General features: G+C 69.8%; 11 protein-coding genes. 4 read left to right on the top strand and 7 right to left on the bottom strand.

What is annotated here, in order from left to right:
* Positions 1 to 63: 63 nt before the first annotated feature.
* The 5 genes from ACH01S_RS46795 to ACH01S_RS17890 form a co-directional block, all read right to left on the bottom strand.
* Positions 64 to 591, bottom strand: coding sequence for an RICIN domain-containing protein (locus ACH01S_RS46795; protein WP_370671575.1), 528 nt, complete (start codon positions 589 to 591; stop codon positions 64 to 66).
* 1,200 nt (positions 592 to 1,791) lie between these two features.
* A complete protein-coding gene (locus ACH01S_RS17905; protein WP_246236524.1) occupies positions 1,792 to 2,466 on the bottom strand; it encodes a class I SAM-dependent methyltransferase in 675 nt (224 codons plus the stop codon).
* 177 nt (positions 2,467 to 2,643) lie between these two features.
* Positions 2,644 to 3,318 carry a class F sortase gene (locus tag ACH01S_RS17900; protein WP_067892578.1) on the bottom strand — a complete coding sequence of 225 codons (675 nt, stop codon included), beginning with the start codon at positions 3,316 to 3,318 and terminating at the stop codon, positions 2,644 to 2,646.
* An 89-nt stretch (positions 3,319 to 3,407) separates the two neighbouring features.
* Positions 3,408 to 3,893 carry a hypothetical protein gene (locus tag ACH01S_RS17895; protein WP_148344195.1) on the bottom strand — a complete coding sequence of 162 codons (486 nt, stop codon included), beginning with the start codon at positions 3,891 to 3,893 and terminating at the stop codon, positions 3,408 to 3,410.
* A 264-nt stretch (positions 3,894 to 4,157) separates the two neighbouring features.
* Positions 4,158 to 6,593, bottom strand: a complete 2,436-nt coding sequence (locus ACH01S_RS17890; protein ID WP_067892574.1) for a M14 family zinc carboxypeptidase — start codon at positions 6,591 to 6,593, stop codon at positions 4,158 to 4,160.
* Between the two features lie 369 nt (positions 6,594 to 6,962).
* Here ACH01S_RS17890 and fxsT point away from each other — a divergent pair, with 369 nt between their 5' ends.
* The 3 genes from fxsT to ACH01S_RS17875 all read left to right on the top strand — a co-directional run bounded on the left by fxsT (position 6,963) and on the right by ACH01S_RS17875 (position 13,219).
* Positions 6,963 to 9,416 (top strand): FxSxx-COOH system tetratricopeptide repeat protein, encoded by a 2,454-nt coding sequence (gene fxsT / locus ACH01S_RS17885; RefSeq protein WP_067892572.1) that lies wholly within the window; start codon positions 6,963 to 6,965, stop codon positions 9,414 to 9,416.
* Between the two features lie 224 nt (positions 9,417 to 9,640).
* Positions 9,641 to 10,051, top strand: a complete 411-nt coding sequence (locus ACH01S_RS17880; protein WP_067892570.1) for a hypothetical protein — start codon at positions 9,641 to 9,643, stop codon at positions 10,049 to 10,051.
* 6 nt (positions 10,052 to 10,057) lie between these two features.
* The gene (locus tag ACH01S_RS17875) at positions 10,058 to 13,219 is read left to right on the top strand and encodes a tetratricopeptide repeat protein (RefSeq protein WP_148344196.1); all 3,162 of its coding nucleotides are present in this window, start codon (positions 10,058 to 10,060) and stop codon (positions 13,217 to 13,219) included.
* 33 nt (positions 13,220 to 13,252) lie between these two features.
* Here the strand turns inward: ACH01S_RS17875 and ACH01S_RS17870 are convergent, their stop codons facing one another.
* Together ACH01S_RS17870 and ACH01S_RS17865 are read right to left on the bottom strand one after the other, a co-directional pair.
* Positions 13,253 to 13,702 carry a DoxX family protein gene (locus tag ACH01S_RS17870; RefSeq protein WP_067892566.1) on the bottom strand — a complete coding sequence of 150 codons (450 nt, stop codon included), beginning with the start codon at positions 13,700 to 13,702 and terminating at the stop codon, positions 13,253 to 13,255.
* Between the two features lie 171 nt (positions 13,703 to 13,873).
* A complete protein-coding gene (locus ACH01S_RS17865; protein ID WP_083980821.1) occupies positions 13,874 to 14,365 on the bottom strand; it encodes an RICIN domain-containing protein in 492 nt (163 codons plus the stop codon).
* A gap of 185 nt (positions 14,366 to 14,550) precedes the next feature.
* Here ACH01S_RS17865 and ACH01S_RS17860 point away from each other — a divergent pair, with 185 nt between their 5' ends.
* Positions 14,551 to 15,591 carry a helix-turn-helix transcriptional regulator gene (locus ACH01S_RS17860; protein ID WP_148344197.1) on the top strand — a complete coding sequence of 347 codons (1,041 nt, stop codon included), beginning with the start codon at positions 14,551 to 14,553 and terminating at the stop codon, positions 15,589 to 15,591.
* The last annotated feature ends 47 nt before the right edge of the window (positions 15,592 to 15,638 follow it).

Raw genomic sequence — 15,638 nt, 5'->3', positions numbered from 1 at the left:
GCGGCCTTTCTCGAACATTCCCTCTGGCTGTCTGGTTACGGGCGCAGTGTGGAACGAAAAGGATCACAAGTGAGCCTCGAATTGCCACTTATGCTGATCGACTTCCTGGCAATGCCATAATTGGACGGCCGTGCCCAATGCGGTTGAGGGGCCTTGGATGTCCAGGCATAGGCCAGTCCCATTCTTGACGTGCCCTGTGTCGGACGGGATCTTCCATATCTGACCCACGCGTCCGGAGCAGGTATCCATATAAACGCGTGAGCCGTCTTCGGGACTATTGTCCGCGCTCAGGCACAGATTGCCGAATCCATGAATAGTTCCATCCTTGAAAGGAATCCAAAGCATTTCGTCGACGCTCTTGCATGTCCAGATCTGTGTGGGGGTTCCCGGTTCCTGCAGAGGGCCACGGACGTCCAAGCAGGAACCTGTGAACGCTCCGGTTGCTCTAATCCATACCGTAGAGCTTCGCGTTCTAGTATTGGTAGGGTCTGAAGTTCTCGCATCGGTGGGGTCGGGACCTTCCGATCCAGCAGCGACTGGGCCGTGATTCGTCGTCTGTTGGTTGGAAGAACTGATACCGAAGTAGTCCATAGCGGCAGCAGCGACTGCTACGATCAGCGTAAGCACGGTAGCGACGTAGCTGGCAGTCCTTAGCCTGGACCCCCGCTTCTTTCTGCGATCTTTGCCTCCTGGCGGAGGTGATCCTCCGGGGCCCTGGTTGTAATCGTAGACCATCGAGACTCCCCCGCCTCTGGCCAGTCAGCGCCTGCAGTTTAGACGCTCAGCCGCCAGAAGTGGTTCACGTCCGGCTGTACGGTGGAACGGCCGTGAGTCTCACGGATATCGCAAAGTCACACTAGTTAACACCAGCGCTCCTTGGAGGTCGAAGATTGCCTGGAGTGCGCCGTATTTCACGGCACGACCTAACGAGCTTGTGCATGATTCGGATTCGTCGATTGGTTGCTCGCTGGACGGGCGCGGAATGAGGGTCTAGTACCCTCCGAACCCCGGCCCCGCGGGCGGGAGGGCACGCCCGCGCGACTCCGGCTGTCACACCGCCCTGCTGTTCGCGCGGAGGATCCTCAGGACGGGCGTCCCGCGTTAAAGGTGGTGCTAGCAACGTGACGGATCATCTTGGACAGATGCGAATACGCGCGACAGCGCGGCGCTGGTCACGGGACCTGGGGAGGACGTCGCTGGACGTCTTGGATCTTCCCACTGATCAGACGAGGGTGGTTGCGCCCTTCGATCGCCACAGCGTGGCTGGGATGGGTTGCGTGGTCGGGGGCGATTGCTGCCGCGCTGCCTCCGGTGCTCGTGCCGTGACCGCCCTGCGCTTCGTGGCTGCTTGACCTCGGGTGATCGGATGCTGTGTTTGTTCCGATCAGGCCGAGGATGCGCGGGTCATCAAGTACGGTCCGTGCCATTGACGTGCCATTGAAGGCGGCGATCATGGGTCACTTGCGGTACGTCCAAATACCAGGTCAGCGGCTCCAACCGGTGTGATCGCAATGGTTTCCAAGCTGACAGCACAGGTTTGATTCCCGTCACATGCTCCAGCGAAGGTCGGGCCAGTGGCTCGTCACTGACCCTTGTCTCTTCTGTTCGTCGGCTACGGTGCCCCGCTGCGTGCCTGATTTCTTGGGCTTGCGGCGCTTCTTGCGCGCGCTGCGGGTAGAGCTGTGCTGCCTGCGGAGGAGGGCCCCAGTTGATGCATCGACTCAGCCCGCGATGCCCCCGACTCTGCCGCACATGTGTGGCCACGGGGGGCTGGGGTGTGGTGGTACGTCTTTAGGGGGTGGGGGGTTTGCGGGCGGTTAGTAGGCGGGTTGGGACCCACGGGCTGCCCCACCAGGCGCGCCAACCCAGGTTGCGTACGTCTATTTCTTGGGCGTTCAGGCGGGTCAGCACCTCGGCGTATTGGCGGGGGGTTCGGGCCAGGTCGGCTATCAGTAGGCGGCCGCCCGGTCGTAGTACGCGGTAGGCCTCGGTGATTGCTTGGGCGCGGGCGTCCGCGCTGAAGATGGTGTGTACCGTCAGGCTGGAGACGACCAGGTCGAAGCTTGAGTCAGTGTAGGGGAGTCTGCGCAGGTCACCCCCTTGCACGTGGACGCGGTCGGCGACGCCTTCGGCGTGGGCGTTGCGCAGGGTCGCCGCTGGAGTGTTGCCGGACTGGTCCCGTCCGCGCCACAGGTCCACGCCGATCGCCTGGCCCTGGGGGAGGCGCCGGGCGGCGGCTAACAGGACGGCGCCGCGTCCGCAGCCGAGGTCCAGCAGCCGTTCGTCGCCGCGCAGGTCTAACTCGTCCAGTACGTCCTGCCAGACCAGGAACTTGCCGCGCAGGGTGGCGTGCAGGCTCATGGCCAGGCATACCGCCAGCAGGGTGCCGGAGACCAGTGCGGGCAGGGCGGCGGCCAGGTCGGCGGTGAGCGCCATCACCAGTCCGGTCACCCAGAACCCCAACACGACCAGGCCCACGAAGCTGAACCCGTAGGGCGCATCCATCCCGTACCGCGCGCCAGGCATTCCGCCACTTTGCCACGAACCGGTTGGCTATGCCGCACTGGTTCGTCGCCGTCCAGTACCTGGATGAGGAGTTGTGAGAGGGCTCCCGTCAAGCGTTGGCAGGCGCGCGGGGAGCGTTTACTGCTTGTTAGGCGAGTGGGTTGTCGCTGTTCTGGGAGTCAGGGATGCGTAGACGATGATGTTGTCCTCGTAGTGGCCCCGTTTGCGGTTGAAGCGGCCGCCGCAGGTGACGAGGCGTAGTTCCGGTCCGCCTTCGGTCCCGTAGACGCTCTTTGTCGGGAACCTGTCCTTGGGGACGAGCTTGACGCCGTCGACGCGGAAGGTCGCTGTCGTGCCGTCCTCGCGGACGACCTCGATCCGGCGGCCCTGGCGCAGCGCGCCCAGTTTGTAGAAGACACCCGGTTGCTTCTTGGAGTCGACATGGCCGACCAGGACGCTGCGGCCGTTCTCGCCCGGCGTCGGCCCGGCCCTGTACCAGCCGACCTCGTCGACGCGGCTCAGCGGTGGTACGCCGAGCGCCCCGTCCGGCTGGACGTCGACCGGGACGACCGGTGCGCCGACCTTGATGGACGGGATCCTGATCCGTTTCGGGACGGACGCGGGAAGCGCCAACTCCGGGTTCGGGGACGCGTCCTTGGGGATGTCCGCGACCGACGCGGGCGGTCGCGGTGGTGCGTCGGGGCCGGTCAGCCGGAACCCGACGACGCACAGGGCGACGCCCGTCGAGATGATCACGGCGGCCAGCCAGTACCGCACATGGACCGATCGGCCGCTTCGCTTCGGTTCGCTCATGGGCTCACCCGAGACCCTTCGTAGGCAGGGGACGACGGCCGGTCGCCACCTGGGTGGCCGGCCGACCGCCGAATGGTGCGTTCCGTCCCTCAGGCGACGTTCTTCACCTGGCGGCGCCGCGCGGAGATCGCGACACCCGCGCCGAGGACGACCGCGCCGATGCCGGCGCCGGCCAGCATCGGGTTCGCCGCCCCGGAGGTGCCGCCGCCGCCGGCGGAGACGCCGCCGACGGGCCTGATCAGCTTCAGGTACTTCGCGAAGACCCAGCCGTGGCGCTGGCTGACCGGGACGCCCCCGTGCAGCTCGACCCAGCCGCCGTGGCTCGTCTTGCAGTCCGCGTCGACGCGGGTGCCGAACTTCAGCGCCGGCGGGATCACCTTGCCGCGCGGCGTCTGGTGGACCTTGAGCCCATGCCGCGCGATGACCTCGTAACGGCAGATGTTGCCGGCGGCGGGCCTCTCCGGCGATGCGGTGGTGGTCGCCGCCAGGGCGGTGGCACCGCCGCTCAGCATGGTCAGGCCGCTCGCCGCCCCGGCCACCGCGACCGCCATGCCGGTGCGCGCACTACTCCTCATTCTTTCTCCCTCGAACAAGTGATTTCGGCGTTTTGCCGGAGGTGTCCGGCATCGCTTTTCTTGATCACGTTGCCCGGCGGGGATGCGGTACATGCCGCTCTGGTCGCAAACACTGGGAATAGTGATCGACAGGGCACTGTGATGGCCCGGCCGGTCGACTCTAGAATTGGCAAACCGATCATTTACCGCAATGGCGACATCGTTGGAAGCGATCGTGGCCGCCTGCCGGGGAGGGCGGGCGGCCACGGTCGCGGGCTCAGCGGGTCAGTTCTTGACCGTCACCCACTGGTGCCGGTAGTTCTGTCGGTTGCCGTCCGGGTTGTAATGATTCTCGATATTGCCTGCTATGTCGACTGTGAACCACTTGACTTCGGTGTTCTTGGCCACCTTGAGCTTTTCCGGGCCCTCGCGTACGCCTGCCGCCTTGAGTTTCGGCGACTTCAGCGTGGGACGGCTGCCGTCGAGGGTGTAGTAGACCGTGGCGGGCTCGTTCGTCGTGAACGTGAAGGTCGTCGAGCCCGGCTGGCGGTCGGCGATCAGCAGGTTCGACCTCGGCGGCGTCTTGTCGGAGCCGTAGGCCCGGGCCACCTCAAGGATGCCGATCTGCCCGCTGGCGAACTCCATCGCCTCCTCGTGGCCCTCCGCGAACGGCGGCTGGAAGCCCACCGGGTCGAACCGCTTGGTGGACGGGTTCCAGATGTCCGCGCCGACCTCGAAGTCCCAGCCGATGATGCCGCGGTTGTACCAGTGCTCGTCCGCGCTGTTGCCGGCCGCCGAGTACAGGACGTCCGGCACCGGGCCGGTGCGTCCCGGCCAGATGGCCGTGCCGCGCCGGCTCTGCACCGCGTTGAGGATGTGGTCGGACGCCGCCCAGAAGAAGCTCTCGGTCCCGAGGTCGACCCGGGGCAGCAGCTCGCGGCCCGGGACCTTGTACGCCCCCGGCGGCCACATGAAGTACCCGCCGTAGGAGTGCGTGTTCATCGCGAACTTGATGTTCGGGAACCGGTGCGTCAGCCACACCTCGTTCTTGGCCTCCGGCTCCGACAGTTCGGCGGGCCCGGCGAAGACGTCGCTGCGGCAGGACGTCGACGCGCCGCTGTACCCGTCGAACACGGAACCGACCGAGAAGTTGCGGTTGAGGTCGACGCCCCACGAGTTGCGGTACCCGGGGTCGGACTCCGCCGGGCCGCAGTGGTCCGTCATGTTCCTGCGCTGCATGTTGAAGTCGTACATGCTGTAGTGCGCGCCGTCGGGGTTCACCGACGGGAGGACGAAGATGTCGAGGTCATTGACGATCTTGCGCGTCGCCGGGTCGAGCCGGTAGTTGCGCAGCAGCCGCTCGGCGGTTTCCACGCAGGTCAGCGGGGTCACCCATTCGCGGGCGTGCTCCTGGCAGTACAGGAACACCCCCGGCTTCGAGCCGTCCCGCCGCTTCCCGATGCGCAGTGCCTGCATCTGGAACGGCTTGCGCGACACCGACGCCGGGGCCTTCAGCCCGTCGGTGAGCTTCGTCGCGGCGCTTTCGGCCACCACGCCGGAACCGGCGTCGCCGCGGTAGGTGTCCGCGCGCAGGAGCGTGCCGGCGTCGGCGTTCAGCGCGTCCACGACCTGCTTGGCCGTGCTGGTCGCCGCGCCCTCGGCGTCCGTCGCCAGGGTGACGGTGACGTTCTTGCCGTCGACCGACACCGACAGCGGGGCGGACGGCCGGTCGGCCTTCCGCAGCGCCAGCGCGATGTCGTTGCCGCCGTCGGAGCCGTACGCGTTCGAGGTCACGTAGAAGGTGCTCGCCGCGACGGTCCCGAACTGCGCCTGGGCCTTTCGGCGGTATCCGTTCGTCTTGTTCGGGAGGTCGACGATCTCGGCGAGCTTCGGGAATTCCTTGGCGAGCCCGTTGATCCTGCCGTAGACCTCGGTCGGGTCCATGTAGTGGTCGACGAAGTCGCTGACGTAGTGCTTGCCCGGAGCCTTCCGCGGCTTGCCCAGCCATTCCTTGACCGGGACGGTGACGCTGCCGCCCGAACTGCTGGTGACGGTGGCCTTCGTCGGCGCGGCGTCGATCGCGAGCGGGGAGGTGAACCGGTGGTACATGTACTGGCCGGCGTCGGTGAAGCGCGACATCGTGGCGGTTCCGCCGGAGCCGGGTTCGGTGCCCTTGCCGCTGTTCCACGTCGCCGTGAGGATGTTCGTGGCGTCCGGGGCGCTCGTCTTCACCTCGATCGACAGGAACCGCTGCCCCTCCAGGCTGGTGAACCATTCGGCGCGCAGCGGGGTGAGGGTGTCGGCGGTCTGCCCGTCCTGCGCGAGCGAGCGGAGCGTCTGCTCGCGCTCCTGCCGGAGCTTGGCGACGTCCTGCTGGTCGGAGATGGCGTCGCGGACGTCGTAGCCCTTGCTCCTCAGCTCCTTGGCCTCGGCCGGGCTGAGGACGGCGTGCACCTCGATTCCGCCGTCCACGGGACGGGTGTACTCGGCGAGGTCCACGCCGAGGGCGTTCAGCCGGTCGACGGCCTGCTGGTCGGGAACGACGACGCGCATGAGCGCGACGCCGTTCTGCTCGCTACTGGATCGACGGTCGGGGGAAACGCCGCCGTTCGGTGTCGCGCCCTGAGCCAGTGCGGGTAGCGGGCTCAGGACGAGCGCGGCGGACAGGACGAGCCATGGTGCTCGCCGCCCCACCTTCCCCGGCTTGCGAGAACTCCTCATGAGAGGTCCCTTCGGTCGGCGCGTGATGCGCCAGGCCAGCGGCCGGACGCCCCCCGGGGATCACGCAAGAGGCATGATCGTTTTAAGCGCTACCGGAAAGGAAAACAAGACTTGACAGCACCGCCGTCACGCGAACCCGCAGCGGCGCAAGGCATCGCGGCCATAAACGTCATCTGCGGTCAGACGGTCGTCAGCCCATCGACATGACCGGTCTGGCTGGACGTCGGCCGCCAGGCCCGCCCGAACCTGACCGCGCGGCGCGTGGCCGGGCCGGTGGGCCGGATTCGGTCGTGGAAGGTGTTCGCATTCGGGACGCGAGGCAGCGCCCCTAACCTCCCTGGTGACGGTCAGTGGCTTTGCGGAGGCGCGGTGTCGGCACGCACGCAGGAGAGCTTCGCTGTCCGCGCGGAGGACGGGGAGCCGCGCCACCGGCTGGACGGCGGGGTCGGCGACACTCGTTCCTCGCCTGCCGTTGACCTGCGGACTTCAGGGGCGCGGGCGCCGGGCGTCGGCGTCAACTTCGGCTGCGTCAGGACCGGGGACGAGATCACACAGGTGGCGGTGTCGCTTCCGGCGCCGGAGTCGGTGCGGCCTGCCGCGCGGGTGGTGGGGTTGCCTCGTCCGGCCACGCCGGTGTTCCTCGGACGCCATGGCGATTACCAGCGGCTCGAACAGGTGTTGAGCGTCGACGACGAAACCGTGGTGGTGACGCAGGCCCTGTTCGGCATGGGTGGCGTCGGCAAGTCGGAACTGGCGTTGCAGTACGCCCACCGCGCCCGGGGACGGTACGAGGCGGTGTGGTGGGTGACCGCCGAGAATCCCCAGCAGGTCGAGGCCGGGTTGGCCGGGTTGACCCATCACCTTGTCCAGGATGCCGCGCGGGCAGCGACCACCGAGGACGCCGCCGCATGGGCGGTCGGCTGGTTGCGGGCCCATCCCGGTTGGCTGCTGCTGTTGGACAACGTCACCGACCCAACCCATGTCGCCGGTCTGCTAGGGCGCCTGGAGGGCGGGCATGTGCTGGTCACCAGTCGCCGGGACGTGCGCTGGCCCGGCACCACGCGGACGTTGCGGCTGGGGCTGCTCGACCCGGACCCGGCCGCCGAACTGATCACCACGATCACCGGGCAGCGCACGCCGGAAGACCGGCGGACGGCTGCGCGGATCGCCCGAGAACTCGGGTGTCTGCCGCTGGCTCTGGACCAGGCCGCCGCCTACATCCGGCAGACCCGCATCACGTTGGGCCGCTATCTGGGATTGCTGCGACGGCATCCGGCCCGCTGCTACGCCAAGGCCGCCGACGGCGACAAGGCCCAGGCCACCATCGCCCGCCTATGGGACATCACCCTGCGAACCCTTCGGGAGCAGGCCCCGCGGGCGGCCGAGCTCGTCTCGGTGCTGGCGCACTACGCACCCGCGGACGTTCCCCGGGTGATCCTGGGCGGTGGGGACGAGGAGGCCACCGAGGCGGCAGACGCGGCGTTGGGGGTCCTCGCCTCCCACAGCATGATCGACCTGACCGGTGAGGTGGTGGCGATGCACCGCCTCACCCGAGCCGCCGTCCTGTCCAAGGCCCAGGACACCAGTGAAGGCCGCGCGGAAAGCACGGCTCGCGACCGTGCCCTCACCTGGCTCCAGGCGGCCATGCCCGACGACCCCGAATCCGACGTGACCGGGTGGCCCGTCTGGCGATCGTTGGTCGCGCACGTGGAGGCGATCGTCCCCGCATTCGCCTCGTCCCGTCCCTCAGAGCAGCTCAGCCAAGTACTCGACCAGACGGGGCTGTTCCTGCTCGCGCAGGGCGAGTACCAACGCGCCAACGCCCTGCTCACCGCCGCGGCCGCCCACGCCGAGGAAGCGCTGGGCTCTGGTCACCCCGTCGTCGCCACCCGGCTGAGGCACCTGGCCGCCACACACCGCGCGCTGGGACGGGCAGCCGAAGCGTTGCCCTTGGAGCAGCGGGCGCTGGCCATCGCCGAGGCAGCGCTGGGCCCTGACCACCACCACGTCGCCATCGGGCTGGCGCACGTGGCCGCCGCACACCGCGCGTTGGGACGGCCCGCCGAAGCCCTGCCCTTGGACCAACGGGCGTTAACCATCGCCGAGGCCGCGCTGGGTCCTGGCCATCCCAGCGTCGCCCTCGCCCTGGGGAACCTGGCCGTCACGCTTCGCGCGCTGGGGCGGTGGGTTGAGACGCTCCCGCTGGAGCGACGGGCGTTAGCCATCGCCGAGGCCGCGCTGGGCCCAGACCATCCCGACGTCGCTGTCGGGCTGGGCAACCTAGCTGCCACACATCGCGCGCTGGGACGGGCCGCCGAAGCGCTGCCTTTGGAGGAGCGGGCGCTGGCCGTCGCGGAGGCCGCGCTGGGCCCGAATCACCCCGACGTCGCCACCCGGCTGGCCAACCTGGCGGCGACACACCGCGCGCTGGGACGGGCGGAGGAGGCACTGCCGCTCTTCGAGCGGGCGTTGACCATCACCGAGACCGCCCTGGGCCGCGAGCATCCCGACATCGCTACTCGGCTGGGCAATCTGGCCGCCGTACACCGTGCTCTGGGGCGGGCCGCCGAAGCGTTGCCTTTGGAGGAGCGGGCGCTGGCCGTCGCGGAGGCCGCGCTGGGTGCTGAGCACCCCGATGTCGCCACCCGGTTGGGGAACCTTGCTGCCATCCACCGTGATTTGGGACGGGCCGTCGAATCGCTCGCGGCGATCGCCCGAGCCGAACGATGCGCAACGGCCGCACTCGGAGCCCAGCACCCCACAACGCGGTCGCTGCGGCAGTACGCCGCCCATTTGCGAGATCTGTTCGGGGTTCCGGATTGAGTCAGAGCCGCACCGCAGTGGGCCACGGGGCGGAGGTGCTGGGCGTCCGCGAGGGGGAGTTTCCGCGGGTCTCCGTCGGACAGTGTCGCGACTGAGGGCCGGGGTGTGGGCCGGTATCGGTCGTGGGTGGGTGGGCGGAAGGTGGGGGGTGCGCGTCTAACGTCTTAGATGACGGTCAGTTGGGCTTGGGGTCGGTGGTGGCCGTTTCACGGAGGGGCGTAGGGATGTCTGGGGATCTGGTGCAGTTAGCCGGGGACGTGGCCCAGTACGTGACCACGGCGGCGGGGGCGTACGGGGGCGCGGTGTTGGCGCGTACGCGGGAGCAGGCGGCTGACGCGACGGCGGGGTTAGGGCGGCGGCTGGCGCAGCGGATCTTCGGTGTCCGCGCGGAGGGCGAGGAGGTGCCCGAGGCACTGGCCGATGTGATCGACGACCCCGACGATCAGGCGGCGTTGCGCGAGGCCGTTCGCAGGGCCCTGAGCGCGGACGCCGAATTGGCGGCGCAGGTTCAGGAGTGGGTGCGGGACGCGCGTGGAGCCGGGGTGCGGGTGGTGACGTCCGGGGAGCGGTCCCCGGCGGTGCACACCAATCACGGCGTCATCGCCACCGGTGACGGCAACACCTTCCGGCAGTGACCGGTCATGGCCGACGGAAACGCGGGAGCCGAGCGGCGGGCCGGTCACCCGCCCGCGAGACACGTGCGGACCTCCGGGGGGCGGTCACCGGGAATCGGTGTCAATTTCGGCAGCGTCAAGACCGGGGACGAGATCACGCAGGCGGCGGTGTCGCTTCCCGCGCCGGAGTCGGTGCGGCCCGCCGCGCGGGTGGTGGGGTTGCCGCGTCCGGCCACGGCGGTGTTCGTCGGACGCCATGACGACTACCGCCGCCTGGAGCAGGTGCTGGCCTCCGCCGCGGGGACGGTGGTGGTGACCCAGGCCGTCTATGGCATGGGCGGGGTGGGGAAGTCGGAGTTGGCGTTGCAGTACGCCGCCCGGGCCCGGGGACGGTACGAGACGGTCTGGTGGGTGACCGCCGAAAGTCCGCAGCGGGTCGAAGCGGGGTTGGCCGGGCTGACCCATCACCTGGTTCAGGACGCCGCGCGGGCGGCGACGACCGAGGACGCGGCGGCGTGGGCGGTGGGCTGGCTGCGGGCGCGTCCGGGATGGCTGCTGGTCCTGGACAACGTCACCGACCCGTCCCATGTCGCCGGGCTGCTGGGGTGCTTGGAGGGCGGGCACGTGCTGATCACCAGCCGCCGGGACGTACGCTGGCCCGGCACCACGCGCACCTTGCGGCTGGGGTTGCTCGCCCCGGAGCCGGCCGCCGAACTGATCACCACCATCACCGGGCACACCACCGCGGACGACCGGGAGACGGCCGCGCTGATCGCCGAAGAACTCGGCCATTTACCGTTGGCCCTGGACCAGGCCGCCGCCCACATCCGCCAGACCCGCATTTCGCTGGGCCGCTATTCGGAATTACTGCGGCAGTATCCGGCCCATTACTACGCCAAGGCCGCCGACGGCGACAAAGCCCAGGCCGCCATCGCCCGCCTCTTGGACATCACCCTCGAAACCCTCAACCGGCAGGCGCCTGAAGCGGCCGGACTCGCCCTGGTGCTGGCGCAGTACGCCCCGGCGGACATTCCCCGGTGGATGCTGGGCGGCGGGGACGAGCAGGCCACCGCGGCCGTGGACGAGGCGCTGGGAGTCCTGGCCTCCCACAGCATGATCGACCTGACCGAAGACGTGGTGGTGATGCACCGCCTCACCCGGGCCGCCATCCTGTCCCGCGCCCAGAACACCGGCCAGGAGCAGGCGCTCGGCGCGGCTCGCGACCGCGCCCTCGACTGGCTCCACTCGGCCGTCCCCCACGACGCCGAGTCCGACGTGAGCGGATGGCCGACCTGGCGGTCTCTGATCGTCCATGTCGAGGCGGTCGCCGCGTCGCCGACGTCACCGTCCCGCCCGTCCGAGCAACTCGGGTCGGTGCTCTACGAGGCGGGCCTGTTCCTGAGCGTCCAGGGCGAGTACCAACGCGCCAACGCCATGCTCGCCACCGCGACCGGCATCGCCGAAAGCACGCTGGGCCCCGACCATCCCATGGTCGCCCTTCGCCTGGGCAGCCTGGCCATGACGTTCCGCCGGCTGGGACGGGCGCCTGAAGCGCTCCCGCTGTTCGAACGGGCGCTCGCCATCTTCGAAAGCGGGTTGGGGCCCGCCCATCCCAACGTCGCCGTCGGGCTGGGCAACCTGGCCACCACCTACAACGACCTGGGACGGGTGACCGAGGCGCTCCCGCTGCTGGAGCGGGCGGTGGCCATCACCGAGGCCGCGCTTGGGCCCGCCCATCCCAACGTCGCCAGCCTGCTGAGCAACCTGGCCGGCATGTACAGCGATGTGGGGCGGGCGGTCGACGCGCTCCCGCTGCTTGAGCGGGCGCTGGCCGTCACCGAGGCCGCGTTCGGCCCTGACCATCCCATGGTCGCCACCCTGTTGGGCAATCTGGGAGCCACGCACCGCGCGCTGGGATGGGCGGCCGGGGGTCTGCCGCTGCTGGAGCGGGCGCTCGCCATCGCCGAAGCCGCGTACGGCCCGGATCACCCCGCCGTCGCCGACGTGCTGGCCAACCTGGCCGCCACGCATCGTGCGCTGGATCAGCCCGCTGCCGCGCTGCCGCTGGTGGAACGGGCGCTGGCCATCGCCGAGGCCGCGCTGGGCCCCGGCCACCCGACCGTCGCCGCCAAGCTGAGCGCCTTGGCCGGCACCTACGCCGGTTTGGGGCGCACCGCCGAGGTGCTGCCGCTGTTGGAACGGGCGCTGGCCGTCACCGAGGCCGCCCTCGGCTCCGACCATCCCGCCGTCGCCGGCGAACTGGCCAATCTGGCCGCCATGCATCGCGCGCTGGGGCGGGCGGCCGAGGCGCTGCCGTTGGAGCAGCGGGCGTTGTCCATCCTTGAGGCCGCGTCGTGCCCCGGCTATCCCGACATCGCCATCGCGCTGGACAGGTTGGCCGTCACGCACCTTGCCCTAGGGCAGGCCGCCGCCGCGCTGCCGCTGTTGGAACGGGCGCTGGCCGTCACCGAGGCCGTGTTGGAGCCCGACGATCTCGAGGTCGCCACCGGGTTGGCCAATCTGGCCGCCGTCCACCGCTATCTGGGACACAACGCCGACGAACTGCCGCTGCTGGAACGGGCACTGGTCATCGTCGAGGCCAGGCTGGGCCCCGATCATCCCGACGTCGCCACGTGCCTGGGCAATCTCGCTGCCGCGCATCGCGTCCTGGGGCGGGCGGCGACGGCGAAGCCGCTGCTGGAGCGGGCGTTGGCCATCGCCGAGACCGCGTTGGGCCCGGACGATCCGCGCGTCGCCACCCTGCTGAGCAATCTGGCCACCGTCTACAACGATCTGGGACGGGCGGCCGAGGCGCTGCCGCTGCTGGAACGGGCGTTGGCCATTACCGAGGCCGCGCTTGGCCCCGATCACCCCACCGTGGTCATGCGACTGGGCAACCTGGCCGACAGGCATCTCGATCTGGGGCAGGCCGCTGCCGCGCTCCCGCTGCTGGAACGGGCATTGGCCATCGCCGAAGCCGCCCCGAGACCCGACCACCTCCTTGTCGTCCAACTTCTGAGCGAGCTGGCGACCGCGCACCGCGATCTGCGACAGGCCGCCGAGGCGCTCGCGGCGATCGCACGAGCCGAAGAACGCGCCCGGGCCGCGTTCGGCGCGCGGCACCCCGCGACGCGTTCACTGCTGGAGTACGCCGACGACCTGAAAGACCTGTTCGGCGTCCCGGACTGAACGAGCCGTCCGGCACGCGAGGGCGGGCGCCGGTCAGGTGGTGGCTTCCTGGCGTTCGGTGGCGCGGCGGCCGAACAGGAGGCCGTCGAGGGAGAAGCGGCCCGCGCCGGCGAGGGCCAGCAGCAGCGCGCCCGCGCCGAGGACGAGGACCAGCTCGAAGCCGTTCTCGGTGACGAAGACGCCGTTGCCCTTGTGCACGAACCAGAAGGCGCCCGCCATGTCGGCGGCGAGCAGCAGGCCCGCCAGCGGGACGGCCACGCCGGCGATGAGGGCCAGGCCGCCGGCGAGCTCGACCCAGGTGGAGTAGTAGGCGGCGAGGGACGGCGCCGGGATGTCCATGCCCTCGAACATCTTGGTGACGCCGCCGTGGCCCATGTCGTCGAACTTCTGCCAGCCGTGCGCGACGAACACGACGCCGAGCGCGACGCGGCCGATGAGCAGGCCGATGTCGGAGAGGTGGGGGATCCGGTCGACGGGGGTCATGCTCCCTCCCAAGGTTGTTCAAATCTGAACTTTTGGGGGAGGTTAACACGTTCCAAGCCGAGCGGGAGGCCCAGCGGCGCGAACCGACCGTGCGCAGCTCAGCCCGAGGGAACGGCCCGGGCCGGAGGGGCTGCCTCCGGCCCGGGCCTGTGGCGCTCCGGGGCGCCTCGGTCAGGACGTCCGCCAGGACTGGCCCCTGCCGCCGTTGCAGCCGAAGTTCACCACGGCCGCCCCGGCGGCGAAGTTGTTCGCCAGGACGCTGAGGCACTTGCCGTTGAGGCCGCTGACCAGCGTGTCCCCGCTGAAGCGCCACAGCTGCGGGTTCCCGGAGTGGCAGTCGTAGGTGTTGATGGCGGCCCCGTCGCCGGTGTTCCCCGAGCGGACATTGAGGCACTTGTCACCGGGCAGAGCGCTCCGGAGCCTGTTCGACTCGAAGATCCACCGCTGGTTGGCCGCGCCGGTGCAGGGCCACAGGGTGACCAGGGCGCCGTTTCCGGTGTTGGCGTCGGCGACGTCGAGGCACAGGTCGGCGGCGCCGTTCGACTTGATCGAGAAGCCCTCGTCGAGGTGGGGCGACGGGGCCGCCGAGGCGGCCGACACGGCGCCGACGCCGCCGAGCATGGTGATCGTCGGGAGCAGCACCAGCATTACGAATCTACGCATTCCGTTCTCCGATCCGGTCTGGGCTCGTCCGCCGCGGACGCGGGCGGCGAGCCGTCCTGGCACAAACAGTCGCCGGACGGGGGACGGCGGACGATCCCCAGGTCTAGGGGGTTGTCGCGTCCCGGCTGGAACTTCGGCGACAATCCGTGCTCGTCAGAATGCGCTGCGTGGCGGATACTGGTCGGGTGAGCAGGGGTGAGTGCTCGTCCCTCGGAGCCGCCTCGGACGTCCGGTCGGCCGTCGAACTGGGTGCGGTGATCTCGCGGTGGGTCGGGCGGGCGGTCCCGCACGACGGGTACATGCTCGCCGCGGTCGACCCGGTCACCGCCGTGGGATGCTTCCTGGCCAGGGAACACGGCTACAGCCAGGCCACCGCGCGGCGGCTGACCGTGGGCGACCGGATCGACGGCGACCACCCGTTCCCCTTCGAGCGGCCCTTCGCGGACCGGCCCCGGGTGGGCGTCTTCAACACGGACGCTCCGGGGCTGCGCCGCAACGAGGCGATGCGCGAGATGATGCTCGATCAGGGGGTCGGCAGCGAGCTGCGCATCGCGCTGGCCCACGCGGGGACGATGTGGGGCGGCCTGGTGCTGCTCCGCCCCCGGGGAGCCCGGCCGTTCTCAGCGGAGGAGGCCGTCCAGGCCCGGCGGCTCGCGCGGGGCGTCGTCGCCGCGATGAGGCGCTACGCGTCGGGCACGCCGCCGGAGCCCAGCACGCTCGACCTCCCGCCGGGCGTGCTCATCGTGGGAGCCGGAGCCGACACCGATGGGACGGTTGTGACGGCGACGCCGTCCGTGCGCGGATGGCTCGGTGAACTGGGCACGCTGCCCGCCGACGCGCTCACCGCCCCCGACCTGCCGATGGAGAGCACCGTCTGGATTCTCACCCAGACGGCGCGCACCACGGGCGGGCCCGCGATGACCCGCGTCCCCACCCGGCGCGGATGGATCGTCCTGCACGCCCAGCCCCTGACCGCCGGGGAGGACGTGGCCGTGACGATCCAGCCCGCCGTCGGCACCAACCTGCTGCCCGCGATGGCGCTCTGGCACGGCCTCACGCCCAAGGAACGCGCGGTCGTGGAGCAGGTCCTCGAAGGGCTCGCCACCAAGCAGATCGCGCGCCGCCTGGCGATGTCGCCCCACACCCTCAACGACCATTTCAAATCCATTTACCGCAAGCTCGGTGTGTCCGCGCGCGAGGAGCTCATCGCCCGGCTCGTCCGATGATGGCGCGCGCATTGGAGCGTTAGGCGGCCGAGCGCCGAACAATGCCG

It is taken from the genome of Actinomadura chibensis NBRC 106107 (assembly GCF_001552135.1).
Classification (GTDB): Bacteria; Actinomycetota; Actinomycetes; order Streptosporangiales; family Streptosporangiaceae; genus Spirillospora; species Spirillospora chibensis.
Note: the sequence above shows the minus strand (reverse complement) of the source record. Positions and strands in the feature narration are given on the sequence as shown.

Bases quoted from the DNA above. Each gene is read 5' to 3' on its own strand.
- ACH01S_RS17895 (WP_148344195.1), bottom strand. From the start codon at position 3,893: ATGAGGAGTAGTGCGCGCACCGGCATGGCGGTCGCGGTGGCCGGGGCG.
- ACH01S_RS17875 (WP_148344196.1), top strand. From the start codon at position 10,058: ATGGCCGACGGAAACGCGGGAGCCGAGCGGCGGGCCGGTCACCCGCCC.
- ACH01S_RS17865 (WP_083980821.1), bottom strand. From the start codon at position 14,365: ATGCGTAGATTCGTAATGCTGGTGCTGCTCCCGACGATCACCATGCTC.
- ACH01S_RS17890 (WP_067892574.1), bottom strand. From the start codon at position 6,593: ATGAGGAGTTCTCGCAAGCCGGGGAAGGTGGGGCGGCGAGCACCATGG.
- ACH01S_RS17870 (WP_067892566.1), bottom strand. From the start codon at position 13,702: ATGACCCCCGTCGACCGGATCCCCCACCTCTCCGACATCGGCCTGCTC.
- ACH01S_RS46795 (WP_370671575.1), bottom strand. From the start codon at position 591: ATGGACTACTTCGGTATCAGTTCTTCCAACCAACAGACGACGAATCAC.
- ACH01S_RS17880 (WP_067892570.1), top strand. From the start codon at position 9,641: ATGTCTGGGGATCTGGTGCAGTTAGCCGGGGACGTGGCCCAGTACGTG.
- ACH01S_RS17900 (WP_067892578.1), bottom strand. From the start codon at position 3,318: ATGAGCGAACCGAAGCGAAGCGGCCGATCGGTCCATGTGCGGTACTGG.